Here is a 15,291-nt window from a genome sequence, read left to right on the forward strand (position 1 = left end):
CTACATGTTTTTGTTTATATCCATAGATTGTATCATAAAATTCCCACAAAGAAGCATACTTAAGCTAAAAGTCCAATAACTTGACTGAGATTGGATTGCTCTTGTTTTAAGTGGCCTGTATCTTCAAATTGAATATCAAGAAGGGCCCCAAAGCTTTCTTCTGTTTGAACCGTAATTTGCTGAATTAAGCTTGAGTGCATCTGCATCACTGTATGTTGATAATAGTCAGCAAATTTTTGATTATAGTTATCTAATACCTTTGAGACTGGCTCATTAAATCTTTCCGTTAGGTCTTCCCCCATTAATTTCTTTTCATTTTTCTCAAAAAATGATTTTGTATTCTTAAATAACTTTAACGAAGGTTTTAGCTTCTCTATCATATCCCGAGAAAACTCAACTGAGATATCAGGTGTTAAAATTTCTTCAATCTCAACACTAGATAATGTGATGGATTGAGATTGCTTCTTTATGAGTTGAGAAATTCTTATATATTCATCATCAAAAGTCTTCTTTATCACATTTTCAATTCGTAAAGAAGTTGCTTGTAATTCTTGAACTAACTCAAACTCAACTGTTCTAACTAAATCGTTTAAGCAAGTCTGTAAAGCCTGCTGTGTATCACTTGTTTGATGAAAAACACTTGGATGAAAGCTTTCTTTAAAAAATTCATTAAAACGGAAGAACAATCTTTGCTTTAAATAAAAGACAAGCTCCTCAATTTCCTGTGTGACAGTTTTCATTAGATGTTGATTTGTTACTTGTGTTAATTCTTCTTTTACTTTTTGTTTTTCATTTAGCAGATTTTTTCGTATTTGTTCTTTTTCAATTCCACTCTTTTCAGCAGCATCAATTAACGCTTCGATTCGTTCCTTAGAACGTCTTAAATCTTCCCTAATTGAGATGATTGTCGTGTTTGTAAGCTCTTCTTTAATGAAAGTATCAAATTGCTGTTTAAAAGTTGCATAATCTTTTTCATTAGTAAGGTTCTCTGAAAGAATATTTAAACTTGATACTCCATAAAGACGAACATTACGTATTTCATGCTTTAAGAATTGATCACGAATATATGCTTTAACTAGTTCAACCTCTTCTTCATCTTTCGCTAAATCAACTGCATTTATAATGAAGAACATTTTGTCTAATGTAAAAGAATCCTTTACCCTGCCCAGTTGCCTTAAAAATTCGCGGTCTCCTTTTGAAAAAGGATGGTTATAATATGTCACATAAAGAATGGCGTCTGCCTTTTTGATATACTGAAAGGCAACATCTGTATGACGCTTATGCAGAGAATCAGCCCCAGGGGTATCAACTAGTGTAATACCTGCTCTTGTAATTGGACAATCAAAGTATACAATTACTTCTTCAACCAAACACGCCTTATTTTCATTCGCAACAAAATCTTTAAATGTTTCTTTTGAAGAAGTAAGTAACAAACCTGATGTTGTTAAGCTTTGATAATCAGGAAGAGCCGTTTTATATTTAGTTAACTGGTCTATTTCGTTTTGATCTTTTCCCTGGTGATTTAGCACACTTTTTACGAATACTTCAAAAGTAGAGGTGTCCTTATCACTTAATGTAGGGATACTTTCGATTACTTCCTTTTGTAATGCTTCCTTAGACTTTAATTTTACTTCAACTAACCCATGGTGTTTTTCATTTGTCACTGGCGCAATTTTATTTATTGTGGCAGTAGTTGGATTAGGAGATGAAGGTAAAAGCCTCTCACCAATTAATGCATTTGCAAATGAAGATTTACCTGCACTAAAAGCCCCGAACAACGCAACTGTGAATGATCTGTTTTTATAACTCTTAATTTTTCCTTCTAAAGAATCTGTGAATTGTTTAAAGCCACGTATATTTTCGAGTGCTTTTAACATATTTTCTGCCTGTTGAATAAATTCATCACGATTCCCTAAAGGCTGTTCCGTCTTAGGATCATCTAAATCCGACTTACTAGGCTGAACTATCCCCTCAAGAGCCTCATCAAGTTCAAGAGTTCTTACACTTTTTTTATAAAATTGGTTTTCTTCCAGCCATTTTTGATCATCTAAAGATTCAACAAGCTTTCCATGTTTAACGTTCAAGATATTTTCTTCGTAGTTTGAAAGATTCTCAAATTTGCTTACTAACTCTTCAGATTTCGCCATCTCTACTTTGCAGTTAGTTAGATCTTTATAGATCGTTTCTAACTCATTTTGTCGACTTTCTCTTACATAATCAATTATTTTCTGAAACACGCTCATGACTTGTTGTTTACTATGTTTTTTTATTAATTCACTAACATCAGATGAATAGGTTAATACGTACTGGTTATTATAAGAGGCCCCTGCTTTCATAGCATCAGTTATTATTTGTTCTGTAACTTTAACAGAAAATGATTGTACTTGTTGAATGACCTCTGGATCATGTATTTCATATGTTTTCAAATACTCTTTTAGTAATGACTGAAAATGCCAAGATATTTGGGTTTCGATATTTTGTTTTAAGCTTTCATACAACTCGTTCTTTCTTCTATCTCGTTCTTGATCAGTTTTTGATTTTGTGAATAAAAATCCTATCTTAAATGAAGGATCAACTGCCTCAATATAAGCTGCTGCTTTCTCTCTTGTTTCATAAGGAATTAAATTTGCACTTTTTAAAATAGCTGACACCTTATCATTTGTTTCAGCAGTTAAATTTTCAATTATTTTTTCTTCTTTCTTTATCTTTTTCTCAATCGTTTGTTTTTGCTCTAAAAGTGTGGTTAAACGATCACGAACTTCCTTTTCATCTACATCGGTTAAATTTAATTGATCTTCATATTTTTCTAAATGTTCTTTCACGACTTGTGTAACAGAATCATGAACATTTTGATCTATATAGCGTTTTTTATCCTCAACAATCACCTTAATAAGATCTTTTACTTGTTCCAGTTGATTGGCTGGGTGTTGGTCATCCTTTAATGTTGTAAAAAAGACATCTTGCGGATGCAATCCAACTTCAGCAAATGAATCTTCAATATGCTTTTTAAAATGGTTAAATTCTATTTCCTTTTCTACATGCTTATCAATTTGGTTTACAATAAGAAAAATCACTTTATTTCGATCTTTCATTTCTTTTATGAATGAAAGATTTTCCTCAGATTGAACATGGTTATAGTCTGTAACATAAAAAATGGTGTCGGCAATATGAAGCATGGACTCAGTCGATAACTTATGTGCTGCATCTGTAGAATCGATTCCAGGCGAATCCATAATCACAATATCTTCTTCAAGATTTTGGTAAGGCTTTTTTATAGATATTCTTTCAATTTCGTCACCTTGCTTACAATATTCTTTCACTTGCTCGATTGAATAGTCTCCCGCTAACTCAATACTTTCTTTTGCAGACGAATAAAGAGTGACTTGCTCTTGACCTCTTTCTAATAGTACTAAGTTAGCACTTGTTGGAATAGGACTTGTTGGAAGTATTTGTTCATCTAAAAGCTTATTAATCATAGATGACTTACCAGCGGAAAAATGTCCAGCAAAGGCCACATATAGTTTCTGATGATAAAGCTTGTTAGCAAGCTCAACTAACTTATGAGCATTTTCAGTATCATGCTTTTTTATTTCGTCATGAAGATTTATAACGATTTGCATTAAGTCTTTCGATTTCACAGCCGTTGTCATGATAATCCCCTTTGTCTCTATACATTTAATACCTTATATTTTACAGAATTTTATTATATTTTTCTATGCAAACTCATTTATGTTTTTAATACAAATTAATATATCGACTTATCTGAATACGCACACAAAAAAATAAAGCTCACATTTCTGTGAGTAACAGGTTCTGTTTTGAAGTATAAAATACAAATTAACATTGCTTTTCGTATAGTCATTCGCACTATGATTAAAAAGTATTTTGACAAGTAAATCAGTAAAGAAAAATGCTTGGAAACATTAATGCTCCAAGCATTTTTTATACCAAGATAAGTACCCGTTTAAGCAAATTTCCAACTCTTCAAGAATCGCATGGAAATAAGCTACTAAAATTAGCGGAGAAATCCCCTTATTGAGGAAATAACATGAAAAATAGATTAAATAGACGGAAAGATTCCGCCTATTTAATCGAAAAAGACGAAAATGGACCATTTTACATTGCTTAACCGGAGAAATTCCGCTTATATCTCCAAACTGATTTCCATTCTTCATTCTAACCGGAAAAACTCCGCTTATTTATAAACTATTGGTTACTCAATTAAGGATAATCTGCTTTATTTATCCGCCTCTCAGACCATCATCCCCCCCTGGTAGTTAAAATCATTTTTAGCACACCATTTGGAATAGCAATGAGCTTGCGAATTTTCACGCTGACAAATACTTATGTCACCATGTTAAAAGTGGTTCGGAATTCTGGGCCTAGTTACCTTCCATTTAATTAAACCCCATATATATCAATAAAAATAAGCAGTCTTATTCAGTAGCGAATAGGACTGCTTATTAGTTTGCTAATTTAGTTTTTGTATTAGGAAACCGAACCCGATATTCTGTGAGCTTTAAGCTTTTTGGGCATCTATATTCTTTAATATGTAACCAATCAATACACTATAAGTAACAACGGTACAACCGACAAATAACATAGTCATATTCGCAGCAGACCTCCATATTTTGAGAATGATTTTCATTATAAATTCATTCTATCATCAATGATAATCATTTTCAATATCTTCCTCGGAATTATTTGAAAAATCTGCACACACACACCTGATTATCTTTTTTTAGGTAGGAATCTTGATTTTACTGTAAATACTTCTTGATAATTTGTATATGTTTGAAGCGCTTTTTCTTCAGCCGGTATTCTAATTGTCATCATAACTACATTTAGCATGGTAAACACTAATGATGTGATATATGCCTCAAATAACAGAGGAATAATTAGAATTTCTACTGCAACTACAACATAATTAGGGTGTTTGATAAATTGATATGGTCCTTTTGAAACGACAATATCATTTGGAACGATAATAATCTTTGTATTCCAGTAATTTCCGAGAGACATAACCGACCAGTATCTCATCAATTGTGTTATAACTAGAAGTGGTACTAGCACAACCCAAAGCTCAGTTAATTCTTTTTGAAAGATAATTACCTCTAATAAAAGCGAGATAAGAAACAGGACGTGTAGGGATACAATAAATGGGTAATGCTCATTACCATGTTCTACTCCTCCCCTATTTATCATCCACTTTTCATTCTTTTTCGCAATAAATAGCTCAGTTAGTCGCTGAACAATTAATAATGAAAATAAAAGATAAAACAACAGTTATTTTCCCTCCCATTTAACGAGTAGCATTTCAGAACTGAATCCTGGACCAAGTGCTCCAATTAAGCCATATTCACCTGGTTTACCAATTTCACGTTTTAAATATTGTTCTAAAACATACATAACCGTTACTGATGACATATTTCCGTGTTTGACCAAGACTTCTTTTGAAATATGCAAATGATGTTCATTAAAACCAAGACCATCCATATATGCATCAAGCACCTTTTTACCACCAGGATGAGCAATAAAATGATTGATATTTTCTACTTCAAGGTCGTATTCCTTTAAGAAATCTATTACTTGTGGTTTCAACCATTTTTTAATAATAGAGGGAATGTCACGAGAAAAAACAACATATAAACCATTATTTTTAATATTCCATCCCATTACATCTTCAGAATCTTTCATAAATGTCGATCTTGTGCCCAACAATCTTGGCAGTGAAGACAATTTTGATCGTTTCTTCCAGTTCACATGACTTCCTGTGATACATGTACAAGCAACACCATCAGCAAACAATGACGTTCCAATTAGGTTACTTTTCGTCTTATCGTCATGCTGAAAAGTAAGGCTACAAAGCTCAACGGATATAACGAGAACCATTGCTTTAGGAAACGCCAGACAATATTCATATGCTCTGGATAATCCTGCTGCACCCCCAGCACATCCTAATCCCCAGATAGGGATGCGTTTAGTCGTTTCTTTAAAGGGTAAGCAATTCATAATTTTAGCATCAATACTAGGTGTGGAGATTCCTGTTGTACTAATGAAGAAAATGGCATCTATTTCGTTATAATGAATGTCCTGCTGTAACAATGTATGATTAGTCAAACAATTTTTCACTGCTTCAACACCATACGTTACGGCTCTATCAATATACAGTTCATTCTTTTCTTCAAATGTATGTGTTTGCTTATACCATTCAAGAGGTTCTGCAAATTGTCTTTTTTCTATTTCACCGTTTTTAAATACGGGTAGAAGCCGTTCAAGATCTTTAAAAGAGTCATGAAATATTTCTTTTGCAAACTCAACAGTTGTATCCTGACTTATTTCATATTGTGGAATAGCCTTTCCAACGGATAACGCATAGACCATATTGGTTTTCACCTCATTTTCAATAAGGTTACTATCACCAACTTTGTCTAAAATTATCCATTTATATAGGTTTTTATGTAAAGTTACCCAATTGCAAATTACCTTTAAATATAAAAAAAGCCTTTCCCAATCAAAAGGGGAAAAGCTAACGTTTTAAAGGAGTTGTTGTTGTTGTGCATCTTTATTATATATCATTTTCAGCTACCACTCATTGAGAATTGTTGGAAATCACTTTAAAAAATAAGCCATAAAAACTTCGTCATCATATTTTCCATTAATTTTGACTTGATCCTTTTGTATCCCTTCTTCTACAAACCCAAATCTTTCGTAAAGTTTATGTGCTAATCCATTTGATGCAAAAACGGTCAAGCATAATTTATGTAATTCATGAGTCTTACACCATTCAATCGTATAATTTAAAAGTTCCGTTCCAATTCCTTTTCCTTGAGCTGCCTCAACTAACCATGTACGAAAAAGTCCAGTGTGCCTTTTCATTTCCAACTCCCCCCTAATAACGCGTGCGATCCCTACAATTTGATGATTTATCTCTACAGCGACATACATATTATCTTGAAGTTCCATATGCTTTATAAATTTGATTTCATCCTGTGTAGATCGAGCGGCTTCCTTTTGAATATAAGAACCTGACTTAATAATCTGATCCACTGCAAGAACGATTGATTCTGCATCTCTCGTTTCAACTGGTCGAAGAATAACTGACTCACCTGTTTTTGAGGTAAACTCTTTTATGAACGCTTTCTTATCCACAGTAATGCCACCTTTGCTTATCTCCTACTATAGAAAGGCTGACAACTTTTGTCAGCCTCTTCACTTTCGACCTGAGAAATAAGTAAAACCATTTAAGCTACCCTGATTGCCTTTCCAAATGGTACTTTTGGAACAAATTCATCAGGTACCAACCAAAAAACTTCATTGGTTACCTGAAGTTCATCATAGAAATATCCAGTTACATCCGTTATATAAAAGAGGGTGTCTATTTCTTCTTTTTCAGCCCACTCAAGCACTTCAGTATACGAGGACTTTCCATGAGTATAATAAGTAATTTTATCTTCCTTAATAGGAGTGATGCTTCTTATTTTAAAATCAGCTTGCACTAGTAATGCATTAGGGGTTACTTCTCCAAATAACTTAACTATATTTTGTATCAATAGTGTATTCGTCTGATTTGTAGAAGTATCTATTGCTAGAGCTATTTTCTTTCCGTTTCGTTCTGTTAATTTAGAAAGTAATTGCTTTTGCCATTTCATTTCATATCTCCCCCTCACATCTTTTGTGAAGCCAAGTCTATTTTTGCTCAAAAATCATAGTCCTATCCATTTTTAAAAAACACATTTAATATTGGTCAACATTTCCATTCCATTCTGCATATTGCCCAGTACCATTGCAACCTGGACAATCAAACACAGCATCATACGTAGGTGTATAAACACTTGTTAAGGATGATGTAAAACCTCTTCCCCTACAGTCAGGGCATCTTCCTAAAGATTCCATATCAGCGCGAACTTTCTCGATTCTCGCCTGCTTCCATTCTGATAATCCACGAAGAAAATTCAATGGGTTCACCTCTTTTTCCTTAATATTCCTTACTATTCATCAAGAGGTGACATTTTAAACCTTTTTCCCCAGATTTTTTTTGAAGTGACATGTTCAGGTTCAATTTTAGGAACATTTAAATATGCAACATAAAGTCAGATCCGAAAGTGTAAAATATGAGAAAAATGTTCTATAAAAATATCTACATATATGATTGAATTCTTATTAACAATTGTCGATTTTTTTTGTAAAATAAAAGAGTTTATTAATTTAATTTCTGGGGATAGAAGAGGGGATTATCGTGGCTGAATTAGCATTTAAAGAATATATGTTTAAAAAAGGAAGTAAAACAACGATTTACATGTACCAAAACAGTATCGAAATGATTCATGGTGGGTTTTTAGGGAAATTTAACAAAATAAAATTAGTACAATATAAAAACATTGTTAATGTTTCAGTGAAAGAACCGGGATTTGCTTCAAATGGTTACATGATCCTTGATTGTGGTAAAAATGATCTTAAAAGTGAAAGACTTGAAAACACAATTGAGTTTTCCAAGCAAGAAAGAGAAATGGCAATGGAATTGAAGGAATTAATTGAAGAAAAGGTTGTTGAAGTAAAAAATCAGAGAGTTGATTCTGCTGTTGATAATTTTGAAAAATTAAAGAAAATCAAAGAATTGTATGATTTAGACATTCTGTCAGAAGATGAATATCTTGACCAAAAGGAACGTCTTTTAGAAAAAAACTAATTTATATGTAAAAGAGTGTCTGACCTCTCCTATGATTCATTTTATTGGAGGGGTTGACACTTTCTTTATTTAAAAGCTATCTATTATTTTCCCAAACAGAGTATTCTCCTGTGCCTTTACACGTATAACACTCTACATTACTCCCAATATAATGCATTGGCACAATAACAACTCCATATCCACGACAATCAGGGCATTTTCCAAGGCTCTTCATTTTTTCAATGTGATTTTTCCTTCTTTTTTCCATCCACCTAAACATCATGAATTTTTTCACCAATAGTATTCACCCATCCTTGATGTTTCCGTTTTTATAGAGTATTCAAGTTCTACGGACAAGGTGAATAAAAAAAGGTATTTCCTATTTAGAATTTTTATCACATTTATAAAAAAAGCTTAATACATTCCTTTATAGCTTCTTCTTCATCCTCTCCAGCTGCTTCAATTCTAATATTTGTTCCTGTTTGAATGGTTGCCAGTAATCCTAATAAACTTTTAGCATCTGTTTTAAAGTTTGGTCCTACAATCATAATTTCTGACTCAAATTTATTCGCGATATTTGCCACTTCAATAAATGAGTTGACCGTAAAAAGACGTGTAATTGTTAGATCTTTAACTCGCATAGTTGTCTCCCTATTTTAAATTTAATCATTATTATTTTTAAGTTTATGAATTCATGACAGTTTTTTGCATAAAAAGGCCCCCCTCTATAGTGAATGGGAGACCAGCGGAATACTTTTAAGAGATTATTTTGTTACATAAGATGCTAATGCCTTTTGGACATCATATATACTTTTGTCTTTTTTAAATTGTTTGGAAACTGGATTGGCAGTACTTGAAATCCAAATTTTTAGTTCTGCATCTAAGTCAAAGCTTCCAGCCGTTTCTACACTAAAATGGGTGATGCTTTTGTAAGGGATTGAATGATATTCCACTTTCTTCCCTGTTACCCCCTGCTTATCAATTAGGATTAATCTTGTGTTTGTAAAGACAATTAAATCACGGATCAATTTGTAAGCTTTCTCAATATTTTCATTTTCGGTAACAATTACTTCTAATTCTTTTTCAACTGATTTACTATCAACTTCTGAGACATTACCCATTAGTCCGTCTAAAATACCCATTATTAGCCCTCCTGTATATTTAGTTATTGTAATAACTATTCTTTATTGCTTTATTACTTTCCTGCATAATTGGATATTTTAACGTTTTAAACAATTACATAAAATTGATAAAAACAAGCCTGTTAGTAACATAAAACATTTCTATCTCGGAGTGTTAATCCATTAAACCTTCATCTATGTAGACTTCCATTCCCTCTTCTTCTAAGCATTCACCAAAATATTTTACAACTTTCTTGAATTTATAGTTGAGGATATTTAGATCTTGATCTTCAATATCATACACAGCGATTACAGCACCGCCCACGTATAGGTTTATATAATCTTCTCTACCGGTTAAATGTGCCTCTATACTGAATTCCTGACCTTTTATAACTTGTTTATTTGTTTTTAACGCCTTAGATAATAATTGTTTTATTTCTTCCATTATAACTCCTCCTGTAATTAACTCTTTATTGGTTGTAACATATTATTTGTTTAAGTACAATTAAGCAAATAAACTAAGTCCTACAGAAGTTTTATTTTTCCTTATTTGCTTTTCTAAAAATTATCTGTTATGCTATAGAAGAATTATTTTTGTTCGGTCTGTAAGGAAAGAATAAGTGTTTAAACTTTTCGCCTTTGATATCTAATTGAGCAAGGATAGTAATAAATTGTGGTATTTCCACACAGGAGGCAACAATTATGCAACAAGGTACAGTAAAATGGTTTAACGCAGAAAAAGGTTTCGGTTTCATCGAAGTTGAAGGTGGAGACGATGTATTCGTACATTTCTCAGCTATCCAAGGCGAAGGATTTAAATCTTTAGACGAAGGTCAAAAAGTGACTTTTGAAGTTGAACAAGGTCAACGTGGACCACAAGCAACTAACGTAAACAAAGCATAATTTCAAATAGAAAGGACCCGTATGTATTACAGGGTCCTTTTTTATTTGATTTTGTTATGGTTTATACGCATTAAAAAATCCCCATTCAAAAATGAATGGGGAGCTAACTTGCTAAAAGGTATTTCAATGGTTAACTAAAGCATAGCATACAATTTGTATAATACCTAATTAAATTAATAAAATAATAAAATACTTCTTATGTTCAACATATTATTCTCTACTTTGACTATTCAAAATACCACTTCTAATGCCTGCTAATTCAAAAATTGGAAAATAATATGATGGAAAGTATCAATTTATTTCGTATTGTGCTATGCTTGATTAAGAAGCGAGGTGTCAAATTTGGCGTATAAAGCAAAGAAAAGTAATCTTAAAGAACTATTAACCAAAAGTAACACTGAGCTTGATGTTCTGGCGAATAAAACAAATATTCCAATAGAACAGCTACATGACTATCTAGACAAAAAGGTCATGAATCTTAATAACGCAATGACAATTTCAAAAGAATTAAACTGTACAGTTGAAGATCTTTACGTATGGAAAGTTTCCGGAGAGTGATAATATTCGCTCTCTTTTTATTTTTTAAGATGTTCGTAATTAAAATAAAAAGGTTGCCTGCATTTTCATGCTACGTTACAAATAAGCGGGCAACCTTTTAACATCTTTTTCATAAACATTATAGGCTTCGCTGTTTACTATAATTTAAGAAGCTTGACTTTGTAATCTAGCCTCTTGTTCTTGCTTTTGTTTTTGACCTGATGGAATAATATTAAAAATGATATTCAATATTATGGCTGTTACACTGCCTGCTACAATGCCGCTATTCGTTAAAATTTTCACAGACTCTGGTAAACCAGCAAAGATTTCAGGAACAACTGTAACACCTAATCCTAAACCAACAGAGCAAGCAACAATCAGTAAATTTTCTTGTGAGGCAAAAGAAACCTGCCCTAACATTTTAATTCCATAAGCAACGACCATTCCAAACATCGCAACCATTGCTCCACCTAGTACAGATGATGGAATGATTGTAGCTAATGCTGCGATTTTCGGAACAAGACCTAATCCAATTAACATACCAGCAGTAATATAAATTACACGATTCGTTTTAATCCCTGACATTTGTACAAGCCCAACGTTTTGCGAAAATGCTGTATATGGAAAAGCATTAAAAATAGCTCCAAGCATATAAGCAACACCTTCTGCACGATATCCACGAGCTAAGTCCTTCTCGTTAATCTTTTTCTTACAAATATCTGATAATGCGAAATACACTCCTGTTGATTCAACCATGCTGACAATGGCAACGATTGTCATTGTTAAGATCGGAGCTAGTTCAAATGTTGGTGTTCCAAAATAAAATGGCTTTCCAATATTAAACCAAGATGCCTCTGAAACAGGTTGAAGATCTACCATTCCCAAAAAGCCCGCTGCAATAGTACCTGCGATAATTCCTATTAAGATTGAAATTGCTCTAATAAAGCCTGTAAAAAAACGATTTAATAGAATGATTAAGATTAAAACACCAAAAGCTAAAAGGAGATTTTCAGTAGACCCAAAGTCTGCACTTCCCTCTCCTCCTGCCATATTGTTCATTGCAACTGGTATTAATGTAATACCAATAATTGTAACAACTGATCCAGTTACAACTGGAGGAAAAAACCTTACTAGTTTACCAAATATAGAAGATATTAAAATAACGATGAGTCCGGACATAAGTATTGCTCCATAAATAGATGAAACACCATATTCTGTTCCAATTGCAATCATTGGCCCTACTGCCGTAAACGTACAACCAAGAACAACAGGTAAGCCAATTCCAAAAAAGCGATTCTTCCACACTTGTAAGAATGTTGCGATTCCGCACATAAAAATATCAATGGCAACTAAATATGTTAACTGAGCACCCGTTAAACCTATTGCACTTCCAACAATTAACGGTACTACAACTGCTCCTGCATACATCGCTAGAACATGTTGAATTCCTAAAGATAAATCTTTTAATGAATGTTTCATGATGTAACCTCCTCAAGCTCTTCAACAAAATTTACTTTACCCTCTGCTAATGACGCTATTCTTGCTAATGATTCTACTCGATATCCTAATTCCTTCAATTCAGTCGAACCTTTTTGGAATGACTTTTCAATGACAATTCCAATTCCCATTACAGATGCACCTGATTGCTTAACGATGTCAATTAGTCCTTTTGCGGCTTCACCATTTGCTAAAAAATCATCAATAATTAACACATTGTCAGTTTCATCTAAAAATTGATGTGAAACAGAGATCGTATTTTCTTCTTGTTTTGTAAAAGAATAAACAGTGGATACCAATAGATTATCTGTTAACGTTAGAGACTTCTTTTTTCTAGCAAATATCACTTTTACTCCAAGTTCCAACGCTGCCATAACAGCTGGAGGAATTCCCGATGATTCAATCGTAACAATCTTTGTAATCCCCTCGTTTTTAAAGCGTCTAGCAAACTCTAAACCTATTTCTTTCATAAGCACTGGATCAATTTGATGATTAAGAAATGAATCAACTTTTAATACACCGTCAGAAAGAACAATACCTTCTTTTTCGATTTTTCTTCTAAGCAGCTCCATTTTTTTCCTCCTAACGTCTTTCCTACCATAGACTCTTTTAACGCCTTAACGAAATAAATTCGTCGCTAGCTTCTTACCCTTAGATTATTATTGAAAATAAAAAAGCGGCATTGCTCCACTATAAGTGAAGCAATGCCGCTTTCATTACATACTAATATATCAAATGAAATGCGCAACAAGAAACTCCACTCATAGTCGAACAATTTACGGTTATTCGGTAGAAACTTGCAGGCCATATCCCTGCGATTATATGAGTGCTATGTAATTAATTCAAATTATAACAATATATCTTTATTTTGCAAATACTTTTCGATCAAAACACGAACTTTTTTTAGAATTAAATATATAAATATTCGTAAAAATCAAACAAGGAGCGGTATTCACCGCTCCTCTTTCAATTAAGGATACGTTATAACTTGTAAATTCTTTTATATTTCTGTTCTAGATAGTCAATTAAATATTGGGCATTTAATTCTTCACCAGTAACATCTTTTAGGATTTCTAAAGGTTCTTTTGTTCGTCCATACTGATGAATTTGCTTTGTTAACCAACCTTTAATCACATCAAATTGACCTGTTTCGATTAACTCATCATAATTTGGCAGTTCTTTCAACATTGAATTTTTAATTTGTGCAGCATACATATATCCTAATGCATAGGATGGGAAATACCCAAAGCTTCCTCCAGCCCAATGTACATCCTGTAAAACACCTTGTGCGTCATTTGGTGGGACGATTCCAAGGTATTCTTCATATTTTTCGTTCCAAATCTTCGGCAATTCTTCAACGGTTATTTCATCATTAAACAATGCTTTTTCGATTTCATATCGAACCATTACATGTAACGCATATGTTAATTCATCTGCTTCAATACGAATCAATGATGGTTTTGATTCATTAATCGCTTCATAAAATTCATCAAGACTTATTCCCTCGAATTGTTCAGGTGAAAAATCTTTGAGACTTTGATAGTAACGTTGCCAAAAGTGCTTATTTCTTCCTACAAAATTTTCATAGAATAGAGATTGTGATTCATGTATGCCCATAGAGGTACCACTACATAATAAAGTACCTTCTAATTCTTCTGAAATATTTTGCTCATAAATAGCATGACCACATTCGTGAATTGTACCAAATATTGCAGTACGGAAATCTTTTTCATCATACTTTGTTGTTACGCGTACATCATTACGATTCAGAGTAATTTCAAAAGGATGAACAGTTTCATCTAATCTACCAGCTTGAAAATCATAACCTATTTCTTTTAATAAAAATTCACTTAATCTTCTCTGGTTTTCCTTTGGAAAAGAATGAAACAGAAAATCTGTCTTAGGCTTATGTTCAGACTCCGAAATTTCCTTTACTAGAGGGACAATATGTTTCCTAACTTGTGAGAACACTCGATCCAATACTTCAACCGTAACCCCTGGTTCATATTCATTTAGTAGCGTATTATATTTATTTCCTTCAAAGCCCCAATACTCAATTAGTTTTTTATTATAATCCACTAACTTTTGTAAGTAAGGTGTAAACATTTGAAAGTCTGATTTTTCCTTTGCTTGTTCCCAAATAGATTCAGCCTTTGAGCATAAAATAACATATTCTTGATATTCCTTAGGTGGTATTACTTTGTTTTTCTTATATTCCTTTTTTAATAACTCCACTGCTTTTCTTGTTACAAACTGAAGGTTTTTATAAATATCTTCCTGTGAAAGTGTAGTGAGATACTCGTTCATTTTATCTGAAACCAGCATTTCAAATGCTTCAGAAGAAAGCATTCCAATTACTTCAGATCGTTGTTCTACACCTTTTTTAGGAGCACCAGTACGCATATCCCAATACATAACGCTAATGGCTTCATCATATGCTTTCATTTTTTTTATGTATTCCAAAAACTCTTTTTCTATTTGTATCATTCCCGCCACACTCCCTTTGTTTATGTACTACCTAAGCGTATAAAGTCGTTGTATGATTGTCAACGACTTTTAAATGAA

Annotated in this window: 16 protein-coding genes and 1 riboswitch; of the genes, 3 read left to right on the forward strand and 13 right to left on the reverse strand. The window is 32.8% G+C overall.

The features are described 5' to 3' along the window. Positions 1–59: 59 nt before the first annotated feature. The 6 genes from D9842_RS10750 to D9842_RS10775 form a co-directional block, all read right to left on the reverse strand. Positions 60–3,650, reverse strand: a complete 3,591-nt coding sequence (locus D9842_RS10750) for a dynamin family protein (protein WP_121662528.1) — start codon at positions 3,648–3,650, stop codon at positions 60–62. Between the two features lie 1,081 nt (positions 3,651–4,731). Next, on the reverse strand, positions 4,732–5,283 hold the full coding sequence (locus tag D9842_RS10755) for an isoprenylcysteine carboxyl methyltransferase family protein (RefSeq protein WP_306821520.1): 552 nt from the start codon (positions 5,281–5,283) through the stop codon (positions 4,732–4,734). A gap of 3 nt (positions 5,284–5,286) precedes the next feature. Then, positions 5,287–6,384, reverse strand: a complete 1,098-nt coding sequence (locus tag D9842_RS10760; RefSeq protein ID WP_121662530.1) for a type III polyketide synthase — start codon at positions 6,382–6,384, stop codon at positions 5,287–5,289. 228 nt (positions 6,385–6,612) lie between these two features. Further along, positions 6,613–7,158: a GNAT family N-acetyltransferase gene (locus D9842_RS10765; RefSeq protein ID WP_121662531.1), complete on the reverse strand. Its 546-nt coding sequence runs from the start codon at positions 7,156–7,158 to the stop codon at positions 6,613–6,615. A gap of 86 nt (positions 7,159–7,244) precedes the next feature. Continuing rightward, entirely contained in the window at positions 7,245–7,652 is a 408-nt protein-coding gene (locus D9842_RS10770) for a VWA-like domain-containing protein (RefSeq protein WP_121662532.1), read from the reverse strand. A gap of 85 nt (positions 7,653–7,737) precedes the next feature. Further along, complete coding sequence (locus D9842_RS10775) at positions 7,738–7,959, reverse strand: methionine aminopeptidase (RefSeq protein WP_121662533.1); 222 nt, start codon at positions 7,957–7,959, stop codon at positions 7,738–7,740. Positions 7,960–8,239: 280 nt separating this feature from the next. Here D9842_RS10775 and D9842_RS10780 point away from each other — a divergent pair, with 280 nt between their 5' ends. After that, entirely contained in the window at positions 8,240–8,689 is a 450-nt protein-coding gene (locus tag D9842_RS10780) for a hypothetical protein (RefSeq protein WP_121662534.1), read from the forward strand. A 76-nt stretch (positions 8,690–8,765) separates the two neighbouring features. Here D9842_RS10780 and D9842_RS10785 read toward each other — a convergent pair whose 3' ends face one another. The 4 genes from D9842_RS10785 to D9842_RS10800 all read right to left on the reverse strand — a co-directional run bounded on the left by D9842_RS10785 (position 8,766) and on the right by D9842_RS10800 (position 10,234). Then, on the reverse strand, positions 8,766–8,951 hold the full coding sequence (locus D9842_RS10785; RefSeq protein ID WP_121662535.1) for a methionine aminopeptidase: 186 nt from the start codon (positions 8,949–8,951) through the stop codon (positions 8,766–8,768). Between the two features lie 118 nt (positions 8,952–9,069). Then, positions 9,070–9,309 carry an HPr family phosphocarrier protein gene (locus D9842_RS10790; protein ID WP_121662536.1) on the reverse strand — a complete coding sequence of 80 codons (240 nt, stop codon included), beginning with the start codon at positions 9,307–9,309 and terminating at the stop codon, positions 9,070–9,072. A gap of 123 nt (positions 9,310–9,432) precedes the next feature. Continuing rightward, the gene (locus D9842_RS10795) at positions 9,433–9,810 is read right to left on the reverse strand and encodes a PH domain-containing protein (RefSeq protein WP_121662537.1); all 378 of its coding nucleotides are present in this window, start codon (positions 9,808–9,810) and stop codon (positions 9,433–9,435) included. A gap of 154 nt (positions 9,811–9,964) precedes the next feature. After that, positions 9,965–10,234 carry a hypothetical protein gene (locus D9842_RS10800; RefSeq protein ID WP_121662538.1) on the reverse strand — a complete coding sequence of 90 codons (270 nt, stop codon included), beginning with the start codon at positions 10,232–10,234 and terminating at the stop codon, positions 9,965–9,967. A 257-nt stretch (positions 10,235–10,491) separates the two neighbouring features. On the opposite strand from D9842_RS10800, the gene D9842_RS10805 reads away from it, so the two are divergent. Both D9842_RS10805 and D9842_RS10810 read left to right on the forward strand, forming a co-directional pair. Further along, positions 10,492–10,692 (forward strand): cold-shock protein, encoded by a 201-nt coding sequence (locus tag D9842_RS10805; RefSeq protein WP_098796095.1) that lies wholly within the window; start codon positions 10,492–10,494, stop codon positions 10,690–10,692. Positions 10,693–11,034: 342 nt separating this feature from the next. Further along, positions 11,035–11,250: a helix-turn-helix domain-containing protein gene (locus tag D9842_RS10810; RefSeq protein ID WP_162987401.1), complete on the forward strand. Its 216-nt coding sequence runs from the start codon at positions 11,035–11,037 to the stop codon at positions 11,248–11,250. A gap of 144 nt (positions 11,251–11,394) precedes the next feature. On the opposite strand, the gene D9842_RS10815 is transcribed toward D9842_RS10810, so the two are convergent. The 3 genes from D9842_RS10815 to D9842_RS10825 form a co-directional block, all read right to left on the reverse strand. Then, positions 11,395–12,708 carry a nucleobase:cation symporter-2 family protein gene (locus tag D9842_RS10815; RefSeq protein ID WP_121662540.1) on the reverse strand — a complete coding sequence of 438 codons (1,314 nt, stop codon included), beginning with the start codon at positions 12,706–12,708 and terminating at the stop codon, positions 11,395–11,397. After that, entirely contained in the window at positions 12,705–13,298 is a 594-nt protein-coding gene (locus tag D9842_RS10820) for a xanthine phosphoribosyltransferase (RefSeq protein WP_121662541.1), read from the reverse strand. Before D9842_RS10820 ends, D9842_RS10815 begins: the two co-directional genes overlap by 4 nt. 172 nt (positions 13,299–13,470) lie before the next feature. Beyond that, a riboswitch (purine riboswitch) is annotated at positions 13,471–13,572 on the reverse strand. Between the two features lie 135 nt (positions 13,573–13,707). Further along, complete coding sequence (locus D9842_RS10825; RefSeq protein ID WP_121662542.1) at positions 13,708–15,213, reverse strand: carboxypeptidase M32; 1,506 nt, start codon at positions 15,211–15,213, stop codon at positions 13,708–13,710. Positions 15,214–15,291: the final 78 nt, after the last annotated feature.

Source organism: Metabacillus litoralis, from assembly GCF_003667825.1.
Classification (GTDB): domain Bacteria; phylum Bacillota; class Bacilli; order Bacillales; family Bacillaceae; genus Metabacillus; species Metabacillus litoralis_B.